13 protein-coding genes are annotated in these 14,408 nt (G+C 56.1%); 7 read left to right on the forward strand and 6 right to left on the reverse strand.

Features of this window, described 5'->3' with window-relative positions:
• Nucleotide 1: 1 nt before the first annotated feature.
• From ACR0JG_RS07470 to ACR0JG_RS07485, 4 genes are all read right to left on the reverse strand, one after another.
• On the reverse strand, nt 2–931 hold the full coding sequence (locus ACR0JG_RS07470; RefSeq protein WP_480568655.1) for an ABC transporter permease subunit: 930 nt from the start codon (nt 929–931) through the stop codon (nt 2–4).
• Between the two features lie 10 nt (nt 932–941).
• Nucleotides 942–1,865 (reverse strand): oligopeptide ABC transporter permease OppB, encoded by a 924-nt coding sequence (oppB, locus tag ACR0JG_RS07475; protein ID WP_170394485.1) that lies wholly within the window; start codon nt 1,863–1,865, stop codon nt 942–944.
• Nucleotides 1,866–1,931: 66 nt separating this feature from the next.
• Nucleotides 1,932–3,560, reverse strand: a complete 1,629-nt coding sequence (locus ACR0JG_RS07480; protein ID WP_480568659.1) for a peptide ABC transporter substrate-binding protein — start codon at nt 3,558–3,560, stop codon at nt 1,932–1,934.
• Between the two features lie 391 nt (nt 3,561–3,951).
• Nucleotides 3,952–5,187, reverse strand: a complete 1,236-nt coding sequence (locus ACR0JG_RS07485) for a lytic murein transglycosylase (RefSeq protein ID WP_170394492.1) — start codon at nt 5,185–5,187, stop codon at nt 3,952–3,954.
• A gap of 132 nt (nt 5,188–5,319) precedes the next feature.
• Here ACR0JG_RS07485 and ACR0JG_RS07490 point away from each other — a divergent pair, with 132 nt between their 5' ends.
• Genes ACR0JG_RS07490 through ACR0JG_RS07515 form a run of 6 tightly spaced genes read left to right on the forward strand, consistent with a single transcriptional unit; the run spans nt 5,320 to nt 11,844 of the window.
• Nucleotides 5,320–6,282, forward strand: a complete 963-nt coding sequence (locus tag ACR0JG_RS07490) for a cytochrome ubiquinol oxidase subunit II family protein (RefSeq protein WP_480568662.1) — start codon at nt 5,320–5,322, stop codon at nt 6,280–6,282.
• Entirely contained in the window at nt 6,279–8,369 is a 2,091-nt protein-coding gene (locus ACR0JG_RS07495; protein WP_170422823.1) for a cbb3-type cytochrome c oxidase subunit I, read from the forward strand. The genes ACR0JG_RS07490 and ACR0JG_RS07495 overlap by 4 nt, the downstream gene beginning before the upstream one ends.
• Entirely contained in the window at nt 8,366–8,998 is a 633-nt protein-coding gene (locus tag ACR0JG_RS07500; protein WP_170422821.1) for a cytochrome c oxidase subunit 3, read from the forward strand. The genes ACR0JG_RS07495 and ACR0JG_RS07500 overlap by 4 nt, the downstream gene beginning before the upstream one ends.
• Entirely contained in the window at nt 8,991–9,317 is a 327-nt protein-coding gene (locus ACR0JG_RS07505) for a cytochrome o ubiquinol oxidase subunit IV (RefSeq protein WP_255612219.1), read from the forward strand. Before ACR0JG_RS07500 ends, ACR0JG_RS07505 begins: the two co-directional genes overlap by 8 nt.
• A gap of 35 nt (nt 9,318–9,352) precedes the next feature.
• Nucleotides 9,353–10,330 (forward strand): HlyD family secretion protein, encoded by a 978-nt coding sequence (locus ACR0JG_RS07510; RefSeq protein ID WP_480568665.1) that lies wholly within the window; start codon nt 9,353–9,355, stop codon nt 10,328–10,330.
• Nucleotides 10,327–11,844: a DHA2 family efflux MFS transporter permease subunit gene (locus ACR0JG_RS07515; protein ID WP_170407819.1), complete on the forward strand. Its 1,518-nt coding sequence runs from the start codon at nt 10,327–10,329 to the stop codon at nt 11,842–11,844. Before ACR0JG_RS07510 ends, ACR0JG_RS07515 begins: the two co-directional genes overlap by 4 nt.
• Here ACR0JG_RS07515 and ACR0JG_RS07520 read toward each other — a convergent pair.
• Nucleotides 11,841–12,203: a fluoride efflux transporter FluC gene (locus ACR0JG_RS07520; RefSeq protein ID WP_170465759.1), complete on the reverse strand. Its 363-nt coding sequence runs from the start codon at nt 12,201–12,203 to the stop codon at nt 11,841–11,843. The two genes, ACR0JG_RS07515 and ACR0JG_RS07520, sit on opposite strands and share 4 nt — an antisense overlap.
• Nucleotides 12,200–12,607 carry a fluoride efflux transporter FluC gene (locus tag ACR0JG_RS07525; RefSeq protein ID WP_480459525.1) on the reverse strand — a complete coding sequence of 136 codons (408 nt, stop codon included), beginning with the start codon at nt 12,605–12,607 and terminating at the stop codon, nt 12,200–12,202. Before ACR0JG_RS07525 ends, ACR0JG_RS07520 begins: the two co-directional genes overlap by 4 nt.
• Nucleotides 12,608–12,823: 216 nt before the next feature.
• Here ACR0JG_RS07525 and ACR0JG_RS07530 point away from each other — a divergent pair, with 216 nt between their 5' ends.
• Nucleotides 12,824–14,404, forward strand: a complete 1,581-nt coding sequence (locus ACR0JG_RS07530; RefSeq protein WP_480568669.1) for an FMN-binding glutamate synthase family protein — start codon at nt 12,824–12,826, stop codon at nt 14,402–14,404.
• The last annotated feature ends 4 nt before the right edge of the window (nt 14,405–14,408 follow it).

The raw sequence follows: 14,408 nt of genomic DNA on the forward strand, positions 1-14,408 counted from the left end.
ATCAGCGATCCTTCGGGTCCAGAGCGTCGCGCAAACCGTCACCGATGAAGAACATGGTGATGATGATGGCGACATAAAAAGTAAGAGGGAACATCAGCTGCCAGAGCGTACCATACGCCATGGTGCCAGCCCCTTCGGCGATCAGGCGGCCCAACGATGTGTAGGGTTCTGAGATTCCGAGGCCGAGGAACGAGATGAAGCTTTCGGTCAGGATCATCTCAGGCACCAGTAACGAAGCGTACACGATCACAACGCCCAACAGGTTGGGCAGAATGTGACGGTACATGATGGTAAATTCGCTGACACCGGCGGCGCGCGCGGCTTCGATAAATTCGCGGTTCTTCAAGGTCAGGGTTTGCCCCCGAACAATCCGCGCCATCGTCAGCCAACCGACCGCGCCCAAGGCTATGAACAGCATGAAAAAGGATCGTCCCGCCACGACAAGCAGCAAAATGATGATCAGCGTTGCCGGAATTGCAAGCAGGATGTCCACGAACCGCATCATCGCACTGTCGGTGCGCCCGCCAATATATCCTGCGGTGATGCCATAGCAGGTGCCGACGATCAGAGCGGTCGCGGCCCCGATCAAACCGACCAGCAGCGATGTGGTGGTGGCCTGAATGACACGGCTGTATAGGTCGCGCCCCAGATCATCGACGCCGAAATAGTGTCCGGTTTCGATGGATGGCATCCCCATGCCGCGCACGTTCCCCATGACGTTCCAATCGATCTCTTCATTGTTCCAGACCGCGAAGTAAGGCCCAACAATCGTGAACAACACGATCAGACCCAAAATGAAAACGCTGGCCATTGCGGCCTTGTTGCGGACAAAACGTATCCGTGCGTCCTGCCAAAGCGAGCGCCCCTGAATGACCGTGTAATCAGTGATTTCCTCGGCCAGATGGGCGGCTTTTTGTGATTTTCCAAGCATTGCCTGCCCCTCAGTATCGGATTTTTGGATCGAACCAGGCATAAGCCAGGTCGGTCAGAAGGTTCACAACCACGGTCAACGCGCCGTAAAGGATGGTAACCCCCAGCAGCACAGCATAGTCGCGAGACAAAGCCGAGCCGACATAGGCCTGCCCCAGACCACCGGTTGAGAAATAGATGTCGACAAAAACCGAACCGGTCAGAACGTAGACAAAAACCGGCCCGAGGTACGAGACCACGGGAAGCAATGTCGGCTTAAGCGCATGGCGCCAGATCACGGTTCTTGTCGGCAATCCCTTGGCCCGTGCAGTTCGAATGAAGTTCGAGTTCAGAACCTCCAGCATCGATGACCGCGTAATCCTTGCGATCGATCCCATGTAGGACGTCGCCAACGCAATCACCGGCATCACCAGATACTGCCATTGACCGCCATGCCAGCCGCCACCCGGCAGCCACCCCAGCCACAGGGTAAAGGTCAGGATCAGGATCGGCCCCATGATGAAGTTAGGAAGCGCCTGAGCGGCGATACCCAGACCCACCGCAAAGTAGTCAATCCAGCTATTGTGTTTGATTGCAGCGGCAATTCCCAGCGCGACGCCAACGGACGTTGCCACCAGAAAGGACAGCGAACCATAGGTCAGCGAAATCGGGAAACCCTGCGCGATGATGTCGTTCACATCCCGATCCTTGAATTTGAAGGACGGTCCGAAATCAAAATGCACCACGATGTTGTACAGATAGTCCCAAAGCTGTTTCCACAGCGGTTGGTCCAATCCATAACGCGCCTCGATATTGGCCAGAACCTGCGGCGGCAATGGCCGTTCCGAGGTGAATGGCCCGCCAGGCGCGATGTGCATGAGGAAAAAGCAGGCGACGATCAATAACAGGATCGTCGGAATAGCGACCAGCAGCCGCTTTATACTGTAGGCAAGCATTTCATGCCCCCGTGTTTATTGGCCCTGCCCCGGATGTCTCCGGGGCAGGGCGTGGTTCAAAGACGATTATTCAGCGAGCTTGTAGAGGTTCTTCGAGTACCAGTTCTGCTCGACGTTGTTCACCGGCCAGTTGCCTACATCGCTGTCCATCATATAGACGCCTGCGTAGTGATAGATCGGGATCACAGGCGTTTCTTGGGCGATGATGCGTTCAACTTCGGTGTAAAGCGGAGCCGGATCGTCCGAGGTTTTGGCCTCGGCCAGCAGCTCATCAACGCGCGCGTTGGCATATTTGCCGTCATTATAGCCCGAGTCCGACTGCAGCAGGTCCAGGAAGGTCGACGCTTCGTTATAGTCTCCGCACCAAGCACCACGTGCCAGCTCAAAGTTTTGGTTGCCGCGCTCCTCGAGGAAGACTTTCCACTCCATATTTGCCAGTTCGGCGTTCACGCCAAGCTTCTGCTTCCACATCTGGCTCAGCGCAACGGCGACCTTCTTGTGGTTTTCCGCGGTGTTATAAACCATCTGGAAGCTCAGAGGGTTGTCAGGCCCATAACCTGCTTCTGCTAGAAGCTCCTTCGCCAACTCGTCGCGTTCGGCTTGGGACATGGATGCCATTTCAACGGCCGGGACGGTGAAGCCTGCGGTTGCTTCGGGGGCGAAAGTGTAGGCTTCGGGCTGACCGCCTGCCATCACTTTTTCGGTGATGATCGCACGATCAACGGCCAGTGACAGGGCTTGGCGGACGTTCGGGTCCTTGAAAGCCTCGGGGCCACCATCAGATAGGTTGAAGGTGTAATAATAGTTGCACAGGCGTGGGAAGCTGATGGCTTCTACAGGGTGCTCTTCCTTCAGACGTGGGTACTGGCCGGCTGGAATTTCGGTGCGGTCCAGTTCGCCAGCCAAATAGCGGGTCAGGGCGACGTTTTCATCATTGATGACCAGCGCCACGACCTTGTCGATGATGGTGTTATCGTTGTCCCAATAGGCGGTGTTGCGTTCACGTACCGAGCGTTCCTGCGGCAGGTGCTCGGTCAGAACATAAGCGCCGTTCGAGACGATGTTTTCCGGTTTGGTCCAGGCGTCACCAAATTCTTCGATCACTTTCTGCGGTGCCGGGAAGGTTGTCGAATGTGTGGTCATCTGCGGGAAATAGGGAAGGGGGGCGCTCAGGCGGACTTCCAGCGTTTTGTCGTCGATGGCTTTGACACCCAACTCATCTACCGGTTTTTCGCCCGCGATGATCTCGGCAGCGTTTTCGATCGACATCAGTTCCATGAACCACGCATAGGGCGACGACAGTTCGGGATCGACGGCGCGCTTCCAGGCATACACAAAGTCACCTGCGGTCACCGGATCACCATTCGACCACTTCGCTTCATCGCGCAGGGTAAAGGTGTAAACGTCCTTTGCATCGTTGACCGAGAATTCGGTGGCGACACCAGGAACCAGGTTACCGTCCTCATCCTGATTCATCAGGCCTTCAAACAGATCGCGAACAATTTCTGCACCCGATACATCTTCTACGACTTGTGGGTCGACCGAGCTGTGTTCATCGAGAATCCGATAGGTGAAGGTCTGATCGTCGGCCAGGGCTTCTCCAGTTTCGGGATGTGTACCGGCAGCAATTGCAGCACCGGTAATGATGGTCGAGGACAACAGTCCTGCCAAAGAGGTTCTGATTATTTTGTTCATGTGTTTACTCCCATTTTGTATGGTTTCGAACGTCCAAACCGCATTCGCGGCGGGCGCTTGTCTGCCATTTTGTCTCCGGCAATTGTCTGGACTTTACCTTGATCTAGATCGTGCCAAGATCGATAATTTCGGCATTCATGCATCAGGCAATGTCGGAGATCCGAATGCGAAAGCTATCTTTCACTGCCCATGAACCTGTCAGTTTTGAAGCAAAGGTAAAGGGTTTTGCGGTGGGTGAAGACCACAAAGGCTGATTAGAACCGCAGCCGGCGGAGGTGTTAAAATTTTATTTTGAAACGCTTCGTGGCAGTGACATTTTCGTGAAGCTCAACATATCACCGTGGGTGAATGTGTTCGCAGTGATGCTCGTAAATGGCGAATCAGTACGCTGCTACGGCTTCAGAACGGCCTTCAATGAGGCATCGGGGAAGCAGGTTGGTGTGCTTCCAGAAGCCTCTTGCCAGCGCCCGATCGAGCGTCGGGTTTTGTATCCGGGCAGGCCATCGACGCCACCGACGTCATGACCCTGTTGAACAAGCACCTGCTGCATGCTGGCGACATCTGAACGATAGAGATTGCCGACATCGCCCCAACGACCCCGAAAATCGCCAACTCCGTATTGGATGCGATCACCGACATGTCCCACAAACAGCGCATAAAGGTCGCTGGTGTTATAGTCTTTGAGGACATAGAAATTGGGCGTTACGATAAAGGCCGGACCGCTACGACCGGCAGGCATCATAAGATAGCCCTCGGCATCAAGTTCATGTGCCGGAAAAGGTTTGCCGGAAACGCGATTTACGCCCATGGCGACCCAATCGCGGATCAACCGCCCCTGATCAGGGCCCTCCAACGCGCAAGAAACGGTCGTGGGTAGGATAACTTCGAACCCCCAGTCGCGGCCTGTCACCCATCCGTGCTCGTCAAGATACGCGCCGATCGATGCAATCGTGTCCGAGGCTGAGCCCCAGATATCAGTTCGGCCATCCCCATCGCCATCGCGCGCGTAAGTCAGAAAATTTGTGGGCATGAACTGAGGCTGCCCCAAGGCACCCGCCCAACTGCTTTTCAGTGCGTGGCCTTGGCCGTGACCGGATTCAGCGATCTGTAGCGCAGCAATCAGTTCAGCCGTGAAATACTCTGCCCGTGTGCTCATGAACCCTTTGGTGCCCAGCACCTGAAACGCATTATGGCGGATCGGGACTTGTCCGTATCCGCTTTCGCGGCCCCAGATGGCCAGTATGATACGGGCAGGTACGCCGGTTTCTTTCTCGACACGTGATAGCGTGTCCGCGTGGCGCCTAGCCATCTTGCGACCGACGGAGGTGGCACCCTGGACTGATCCGGCATTGAAATATCGACCAGGTGAGCCGAACTCGGCCTGCCGTTGTTGCTTGGGTGTCTTTTTGGGGCTGCCCGGCGGAACCAGGTCAGGAAGGTCCCAGTTTAGCGTTACCCCGTCAAAGGCACTTTGGAACGTGCGTTTCGAAACGCCCTTGGCTTTTGCCCGAGGCCATATGGCTTGTTGCAGCCAGTTCTGGAACTGACGTTCAACCTCAGCGCGATCTTGCGCTACCGAGGGGGCGGCAAGACAAACCAGGGAGACTATAGCAAGAACCAAACGCATATGATTGGTCTCGCGCGCGCTTGACCTCATGTCAACAGCGGCGCCGCAGGGTGATTTTGGAAAAGTTCTTGAGAAAATCCGTGACTCTGCCGATAGTTGCCGGGAAACCCCGCCGCAAGAGGATCATCAGGTGTGACCTTGTCTCGGATACATTCAGTCGCTGTGCCAGCCTTGGTGATCTTTGTTGCTCTGTTGTTGACGGCTGAGTCTGCCGGGGCGAGTGATAGCTTCATGGACCCCCAAGGCCCGATTGCAGCGGTGCAAAAGACACACCTTTTGCGCGCGACGGCTCTTATCCTGATCGCTGTGATACCGGTTCTGGCTCTGGTGCCGCTGATTGCCCTGCGTTATCGCCGACGTAAGGGTGGAAATGCAGCATACACGCCGCATTGGGATTTTTCGGCGAAGCTTGAATTTGTGATGTGGGGCGCCCCGGTCGTGATCGTGATGATCCTGTCTTTCTATCTCTGGAAAGCGACACATCGTCTTGACCCTTATTCGGCCCCTTTTGGAGAAGAGCCTGCCCTAAATGTGCAGGTGGTTGGCCTCGATTGGAAATGGCTGTTCATCTATCCAGATCATGGCATCGCAACGGTGGGAGAACTGGGCATACCGATCAAACAGCAAGTTGCGATGACGCTGACCACAGACACGGTGATGCAGTCGTTCATGATCCCGGCGCTGGCAGGGCAAATCTATGCCATGCCGGGGATGACGACTCGGCTACACCTGGTGGCAGACTCGCCTGAGACGATGCAAGGCGAGAACACACAGTATAGTGGCCGAGGATTCACAAAGCAGAAATTCCTGGCGCAAGCGATGCAGCCCGAGGATTTTCAGGCATGGGTCGCCAGTGTTAAAGCACATGGCATACCGTTGACCGAAAGCACCTATCGGACGTTGGCGATGCGTACGGATCGGGATGAGGTGCAGGCGGCATTGGGCACAGAACTCATGCCGCTGAATGCGCTTTATTTCACGCTGGAAGAGGGCGACCTGTTCCATTCGATCCTGCGTCGTTACCACAGCGGAGAGCCTCTGCAGTTGGATCAGCAACCCGGAACGGCTGAATACGGGCAGGAGGCAAGCCAATGACAAATGCCGAGACCGGCTTCTTCGGTCGCCTGAGTTGGGATGCATTTCCCATTGCTGGACTGATCCAGAATCCTGGCGCAAATGAGATCATTGCAAACGCTGCTGCTGCCATTGTGATCGTGGGCGTAGTGGTAGTGATTGGCATCCTGACGTGGTTCCGGTTGTGGGGCCCGCTCTGGCGCGATTGGCTGACCAGCGCTGATCACAAGAAGATCGGCATCATGTACATTGTCTTCGCGATCGTCATGCTGGCGCGGGGCGTCCTGGAAGGTGTGGTGATGCGGGCCCAACAGGCGGCGGGACCGGGGGACGGATTTCTGGAACCCGAGCATTTCGCGGAGCTGTTTAGCACTCATGGCACCATAATGGTGTTCTTCGTCGCGGTACCTTTTGTCTTTGGTGTCGCTAATTACATAATTCCGCTCATGATAGGCGCGCGCGACGTGGCCTTTCCGGTGATGAACCAGATCGGGCTTGGTCTGACCGTCTCGGCCGGGCTAATGCTGATGGTCTCGCTGGTGGTGGGCGAATTCTCAACAGGTGGTTGGACCGCCTATCCGCCCTATACCGGGGCCGCGTTCAATCCCGGCGTTGGGCCGGATTACTGGATCTGGGCCATCGTGGTTTCTGGCGTGGGCACAACACTGACTGGCATCAACTTTGCCGTCACGATCTACAAGCTGCGTGCGCCGGGGATGAAGTTCATGCGGTTGCCTATGTATTGCTGGACGATAATCTGCAGTTCGATTCTGATCATCTTTGCCATGCCCCCCCTTGGCGTAGCTGCATTGTTGCTGGCCGCTGACCGATATCTCGATTTCCACTTCTTCACCAATGACCTTGGTGGCAACATGATGAACTATGCCAACCTGTTCTGGCTGTTCGGTCACCCCGAGGTCTACCTGCTGGTCCTGCCCGCCTACGGCATCTATTCCGAGGTCTTTGCCACCTTTTCGGCCAAGCGGCTTTATGGCTACAACTCACTGGTCATCGCAACAATGTCGATTGCGGTCATGTCCTTCACGGTTTGGTTGCATCATTTCTTCACCATGGGGCAAAGCGCTCTGATCAACGCGGTGTTCGGGATTGCCACGATGCTGATCGCCATTCCGACCGGGGTAAAGGTCTATGACTGGATGGCGACTCTGTACCGTGGGCGGATTCGATTCTCGGTCCCGATGCTTTATGGCCTTGCGTTCTTGATGTTGTTCGTCATCGGCGGCCTCAGCGGAGTGGTTCTTGCCAATCCAACCGTCGATTATCAGGTCCATAATACGCTGTTTCTGGTTGCTCATTTCCACAACGCGTTGCTACCCGGTGTGCTGTTCGGGTTGCTAGCCGGCTATAACTACTGGTTCCCCAAGGCCTTTGGGTTCCGTCTAAACGAGTTCTGGGGCCGCGTTTCGGTTTTCTGTTGGACGGTTGGGTTTCTGCTGACCTTCATGCCGCTCTACTTCGTTGGTCTGATGGGCATGCCCCGCCGGTCGTTCAGTTGGGAGGATCCCAGCTTTCACCCCTACATGATCACCGCCGCCATAGGATCGCTGGTGATTACTTGCGGGTTGCTTTCGATCCTGGTCCAATTGTGGGTCAGTATACGCGACCGAGAACAGACCCGCGCACCGGTCGGTGATCCTTGGGACGGGCGCACGCTGGAATGGTCGATCCCGTCTCCGCCGCCGCCCTACAACTTCGCTATTATTCCGCAGGTTAGTGACCGCGATGACTTTGCTGCAGCTAAGGAGCGCGGCCAAGCCTACCCTGCACCCGCGGCCTACGAAGATATCGAGATGCCGCGCAACACCGGCATCGGGTTTATCCTCTGCGTGCTCAGTGGCATCTGGATGTTCTCTCTGGTCTGGTGGATCTGGTGGCTGGCAGCACTGATGACCATCGCGATGATCCTCGCCATTATCATCTGGAGCTTCGACACCAGCACCGAGGTCATCATCCCCGCCGAAGAGGTCCGCAAAGAACACGAGGCGTGGTTGGCGCTTGTCCACAGCACCGCCGCTGTGGATCGCGATCATGAAAGTACACCGGAAAATCGCGGCCTCGCCCGCCCGGATATGGAGGCCGTGATATGAGGCGCGCACCCAAGCACAGCTATCCGGGGATAAACCTCGGTGAGGACCACGCCAGCGCTCACAAGGCGACCGAGGTCGTCACTTTCGGCTTCTGGGTCTTCCTGATGAGCGATCTGGTCTATTTCGGCCTGATGTTCGCGATCTATATCACCATGATAGACGCGCAGGCCGGCGGTCCGGGCCCGCATGAGCTGTTCGACCTGAAAAGCATCTTTGCCCAGACTCTCATTCTGCTGACCAGCAGTTTGACCGTCGGGCTGGCGATGTTGGCGCTGAAATACAACCTGCCTCGGGCACGGATCGTGCTGTGGTTCGGAGTGACACTGCTGCTGGGGCTCAGTTTTCTGGTTTTGGAAATCCGTGATTTCATGAACATGGCAGCCCAAGGCGGTATCCCACAGCGTAGCGGGTTTTTGTCGGCCTTCTATGGTCTCGTACCGCTCCACGGCTTGCATGTTGCAGCCGGGTGTCTGTGGCTAATCGTGCTGGGTATTCAGCTGCGTGTGTTCGGGCTGACCGATCTGCTGATGTCGCGTATGGTGCGGTTGGCGCTATTCTGGCATTTCCTCGACCTGATCTGGATCGGCATAATAACCATCGTGTATTTCGGAGGGCTGGCCTATGGATAAACGATCCGAGATGCATCACCGCGAACGGCGGCGTTACGTGATTGGCTATGGTGGGTCACTGCTGCTCACGCTGGTGGTATTTGTGATCGCCTATCATTTCGGTATTGAAACACCAGGCGTCTATATGACCATCGGCCTTCTGGGGTTGGCACAACTGGTTGTTCAACTGATCTATTTTCTACACATCGACCGCCGCCGCAGCAGCCGAGAAGATCTGGACCTGGTTCTGTTCTCGACACTTGTTCTGCTGATTATCATCGGCGGGACAGTTTGGATTCTGGGCAATCTGGCCATGCGCATGCATATGCAGGTGATGTGAGGTCGCTCGATTAGGCACCGAAAAGGAAGCTGCTTATGAAGTCATTCAAGGCAATTGCCGCCGCAGGGATTCTGGTCACGATTGCTGTTGGATTGTTCCTTTTCTGGCGGCATGAAGAGCGGTATCCGTCAACAAAAGACGCCTATATCGGCGCGAATATCATCTATGTGGCCGCACAGGTGACCGGGCTGGTTTCAGACGTTGCGGTGGTCGAAAACCAGCCGGTCAATGCAGGCGATTTGCTGTTCTCGATTGATCCGACACAGTTCCAAGCCTCGGTCGATCAGGCCAAGGCTAATCTGGACAGTGCCATTCAGCAGGCTGACTCCTTCTCGAACCAGATTACCGCTGCACAGGCCGCTGTCGAAAGCGCCAACTCTTTCTACGAAACCGCTCAGAGCAATCTTGAACGCGCCCGAGCTTTGTTTTCGGACGGGGACCTCGCGCAGGCCTCGCTGGACCAAACTACATCCGAATTCGCACAGGCTTCGGCCCGGTTGACCACCAGCCGGTCCGAGCTTTCTGCGTTGCAAAGTGGCCTCGCGGCCCGGCAGGACAATGTGTTGTCCTCGCAGGCTGCGTTGGAAATCGCGCAGGCCGATCTTGTCTGGACCAAGGTCTATGCCGCGGCCGATGGCTGGATCGCAAATCTGACGCTGCGGCCAGGGTCGTCTGTCTCGGCCAATGCGCCGCAATTTTCCATTGTCGAGTCGTCTGACTGGTGGGTCGATGCAAATTTCAAGGAAACATCACTGCCACGCATCCGACCCGGTCAGCCGGTCACAGTGCAGGTGGATATGCTTCCAGACACGACCCTGACCGGCAAGGTTGCGTCGATCGGTCGAGGCTCGGGCGATACGTTTTCGTTGTTGCCGTCCGAGAACTCCAGCGGCAACTGGGTCAAGGTCACTCGACGTTTCCCGGTGCGGATTGAGCTTGATCCAACTGATGCTCCGCTGCGTGTAGGAGGCAGCAGCAAAGTTACGGTGGATACAACCGGAACCAGCCAATGACTGATGCCGGCCACATCAATCGCGTGATTGTCGTGGCCGTCGTGCTCAGTGCAATTCTCGAAGTTCTGGACAGTACCATCGTCAATGTTGCGTTGCCGCATATTCAGGCGGCTTTTGGGGCCACAACCGATCAGGCGACATGGATCTTAACCAGCTATATCGTCTCAGCCGTTGTGGTCATGCCGCTGACCGGGTTTGTCGCGCGTCGGGTCGGGCGGCGCAGGCTGATCCTGACTGCGGTCACGGGTTTTGCCACAATGTCTGTCATGTGCGGCCTGTCATGGAGTCTTCAGACTATCGTCGCGTTCCGCCTGGCGCAGGGGATGTTCGGCGCGTTCCTGATCCCGTTGTCGCAGTCCATCCTGTTTGATGCCTTTCCGCGCGAAAAACGGGGGCAGGCCATGGCGGTCTTTGGCTTGGGCGTCGTGGTCGCACCAGTGTTGGGCCCAACTGTAGGCGCAGTCCTGACAGAGTATTTTTCGTGGCGAATGGTGTTTTTCGTCAACCTTCCGGTCGCTGCCATGGCCCTGCTGCTTTTGGCGGGTGAGTTGCCGGACGACAAAACCGAAGAGGTGCGCATCGACTGGAAAGGTCTGGCGCTGCTGGCACTTGGCATCGGATGCCTTCAATTCATTCTTGACCAAGGTGAGACCAAGGACTGGCTGTCATCGAGGATGATACAGCTGGCGCTGATCGCTTCGGTTCTTGGGGCGCTGGGGTTCATAGTCCATTCTCTGACATCCCGGCATTCTGTCGTTGATTTGCGCCTTTTTGCGGATCGCAACTTTGCCCTGTGCAACCTGGTGATAGCGGGGTTCGCGATCTCATTGTTTGGCGGGATCGCCATACTGCCAACCTTTGTGCAAAGCCTGCTCGATTACCCCGTGATCGAATCCGGTCATTTGTTCATACCGCGCGGGATCGCCGCAGGTGCATCGATGGTGCTGACCGGGGCCGTACTGGTCACCCGGTTTGATCCACGAGTTTTAGCCGGGTTGGGGATGCTGTTGACAGCAGTGGGGAATTTCATGTTGGGCACGCTCAACCTCGACGCCGGTTTCTGGCAACTGGCTTGGCCGGGCTTTGTCAGTGGTCTGGGGATGGGGCTGGTGTTTGTGCCGATGTCTATTCTGGCATTCGAGAGCATCAGTAAATCAAGGCAGGATGAGGCCTCGGGCCTATTCAACGTCACCAGGCAGCTTGGCTCTTCGGTAGGTATTTCATTGGTGGGGACTTGGGTCGTGCGAGGCCTGCAAACCAATACGGCAGTGCTCAGCCAGAATGTGACACCCTACAATCCTGCTGCACAGGCTTATCTTGCGCCGCTGGGGCTGACACCCGATAGCGCTCAGGGCGCCGCCATTCTGGGGCAAGAGATCGCACGGCAGGCCGAGATGATCTCGTACCTTACTGTATTCAACAATCTTGGACTGCTGGCGTTGGCCACGATCCCACTGTTGTTCTTCTGCCGCGCGCCCAGGCCCGACCAAAGGGCTGCAGCACCCGTTCACTAGCGCGTCAGAACAAGGCCCAGCCATAGCGCGAACCAGCACAATGCGAGGCTGAGAGCGATGTTCCCGGCGGCAAATACGATCGTCCGTTCACGGTGCAATTGCAGCGATTGATAGGCGAAGCTTGAGAATGTGGTGAAGCCGCCGCAAAACCCGAATACAAGGCGTTTTTCCTCTTCGCCCATTTCTGCAGAGCCACCCAGATAACCAATCCATAGACCCAGCAGAAGGCTGCCCAGAACATTCACGATCAGGGTCGAGTACGGCAGATCATGCGTCACCCGAAGTGCCAGCCAATGCCGCAGTACAGCCCCCAATCCTCCGCCCAATGCGAACATGGCATGCAGATACAAGGTCGTCATTCCGATGTTTCCCGGGAATGATGCCGCCGACCCAGCGCTTCCCCAAGAACCGCCGCCGTAAGACCAAATGCGATCTCCGCGCTTACGGCGATAACCACAAACCAATTCCCGGTTTCTGCCAGTCTTTCCAGCTCGGCAACGAATGAGGAAAACGTCGATAGCCCACCGCAAAATCCGACGGCCCCTAGATGCAGGACGTGGGCGTGGACACGATTTCGAATGGCATAGAGCCAACCTAGAACGAAACAGGCCGCAACATTGATGCCGAAAGTCGCGGTTAGGAACGGAGCGCCAGGGATCTCCAGCGAAAATAGCTCGCGCAGCAACGACCCTGCAGCACCCCCCACAAAGACGGCTGTATACATCAGGGCGCGATGCCCGAATGCAGGCGCTGTTTTCGACACTGCGGTTGATCCTGCTCTGACCAGCGTTTCATTTTGCATACAGACTGCTTTTGCTTGGTTCAACCGGCCTCGCTAACCCAACCGTTATCTTTGTTTGATTAGCAAGGGCTTGCGCAAACAGGTCAATTTGTTCCACGTTCTGGATGAAGAGCAGGGTCATGGACCCAATGTCCATTCAAGGTCACGCTGTCACAGCGCTACTCAGGGAGATAGGAAATGATTGTTCGCAGGCTTTACTATTTCCTCAGCTATGTCTGCTTGCCTTTGACTTTGCTTTGGGGTTTTTTCTGGCCACCCGCCCACTGGTTGCTGATCATACTGATCCCCTATGCGGTTGTCGGTCTCTACGATATGCTGACAACAAAGCATAATGTGCTGAACAACTACCCGGTACTGGGTCACTTCCGATATATGTTGGAGTTTGTCAGCCCTGAAATCCGGCAGTATTTCGTTGAAACCAATGAGAGCGGGCGGCCCTATAATCGGATTATCCGCAGTCTGGTCTATTCCCGCGCCAAGGGGCAGGTGGATACTCAGGCGTTTGGCACTCAGTACGATATCATGACGGTAGGTTATCACCGCGCTGATCACTCGCTATCCCCCAAGCACGTTGAAGAGAGCGAAGAACGGGTGATACTGGGCGGCCCTCAGTGCGACAAACCCTACAATGCGTCGCGTCTGAACGTATCAGCAATGAGTTTCGGTGCACTCAGCGCCAACGCAATCCGTGCTTTGAATGGCGGTTCAAAAGATGGGGGTTTTGCGCATAACACGGGCGAAGGCGGACTGTCCCCCCACCATCTGGCAGAAGGTGGAGACATCATCTGGCAAATCGGAACAGGATATTTTGGATGCCGCACGCCTGAAGGTGGGTTCGATAAGGACCTGTTTGCCGAAAAGGCCAAGAAAGACGTCGTCAAGGCGATCGAGATCAAACTATCGCAAGGGGCGAAGCCGTCTCATGGCGGGGTCCTACCGGCGGCAAAGGTGGATGAAGAAATCGCCGAGATTCGTGGGGTTCCAGTACATCAGGATGTGATTTCCCCACCTATTCATTCGGCTTTTGATGGACCGACTGGATTGATGCATTTCGTTCAGCATCTGCGAGAGATGTCAGGTGGCAAGCCCGTAGGCTTCAAACTGTGCATCGGTCGTCGATCCGAGTTTATGGCGATTTGCAAAGCGATGTTGGAAACTGAGATTCTGCCTGACTTCATCACGGTGGATGGCGCGGAAGGGGGCACTGGCGCTGCCCCGGTCGAGTTCACCAACCGATTGGGGATGCCGCTCAACGAGGCACTGATATTTGTAAACAACTGTCTGCGCGGTATCGGGGTCCGCGACAAGGTGCGGGTGATCTGTTCGGGCAAAGTGGCCACTGGATTCGATATGGTCGAGAAATTCGCTTTGGGTGCGGATATGTGTAACGCGGCGCGGGCGATGATGTTTGCGGTGGGGTGCATTCAGGCGCTGCATTGCAACACCAACAGGTGCCCTTCGGGGGTGGCAACGCAAGATCCGATCCGTGGGCGGGCGGTGAATGTGCCACAGAAACGACAGCGCGTGCATCGGTTTCATGACGCGACGCTTGAAAGTTTCCGCGAGATATTAGGGGCTATGGGCAAAGCAAAAGTTTCCGACCTGCGCCCTGCTGACATCCGGCGCCGAAATGCGGATGAACGAGAGCGGTCTTATGCCGAGCTATACAGCTTTCTGGATGACGGCTCTCTGTTGGGCAAGACCATCCCTGAAGAGTTCGCCGCTGACTGGCAAGTCGCCTCAGCGAGCCAGTTCTAGCGAC

Source organism: Ruegeria sp. AD5 (assembly GCF_056542345.1).

Bases quoted from the DNA above. Each gene is read 5' to 3' on its own strand.
- ACR0JG_RS07485 (WP_170394492.1), bottom strand. From the start codon at position 5,187: ATGCGTTTGGTTCTTGCTATAGTCTCCCTGGTTTGTCTTGCCGCCCCC.
- ACR0JG_RS07470 (WP_480568655.1), bottom strand. From the start codon at position 931: ATGCTTGGAAAATCACAAAAAGCCGCCCATCTGGCCGAGGAAATCACT.
- oppB (WP_170394485.1), bottom strand. From the start codon at position 1,865: ATGCTTGCCTACAGTATAAAGCGGCTGCTGGTCGCTATTCCGACGATC.
- ACR0JG_RS07500 (WP_170422821.1), top strand. From the start codon at position 8,366: ATGAGGCGCGCACCCAAGCACAGCTATCCGGGGATAAACCTCGGTGAG.
- ACR0JG_RS07520 (WP_170465759.1), bottom strand. From the start codon at position 12,203: ATGACGACCTTGTATCTGCATGCCATGTTCGCATTGGGCGGAGGATTG.
- ACR0JG_RS07515 (WP_170407819.1), top strand. From the start codon at position 10,327: ATGACTGATGCCGGCCACATCAATCGCGTGATTGTCGTGGCCGTCGTG.
- ACR0JG_RS07530 (WP_480568669.1), top strand. From the start codon at position 12,824: ATGATTGTTCGCAGGCTTTACTATTTCCTCAGCTATGTCTGCTTGCCT.
- ACR0JG_RS07480 (WP_480568659.1), bottom strand. From the start codon at position 3,560: ATGAACAAAATAATCAGAACCTCTTTGGCAGGACTGTTGTCCTCGACC.
- ACR0JG_RS07505 (WP_255612219.1), top strand. From the start codon at position 8,991: ATGGATAAACGATCCGAGATGCATCACCGCGAACGGCGGCGTTACGTG.
- ACR0JG_RS07510 (WP_480568665.1), top strand. From the start codon at position 9,353: ATGAAGTCATTCAAGGCAATTGCCGCCGCAGGGATTCTGGTCACGATT.
- ACR0JG_RS07495 (WP_170422823.1), top strand. From the start codon at position 6,279: ATGACAAATGCCGAGACCGGCTTCTTCGGTCGCCTGAGTTGGGATGCA.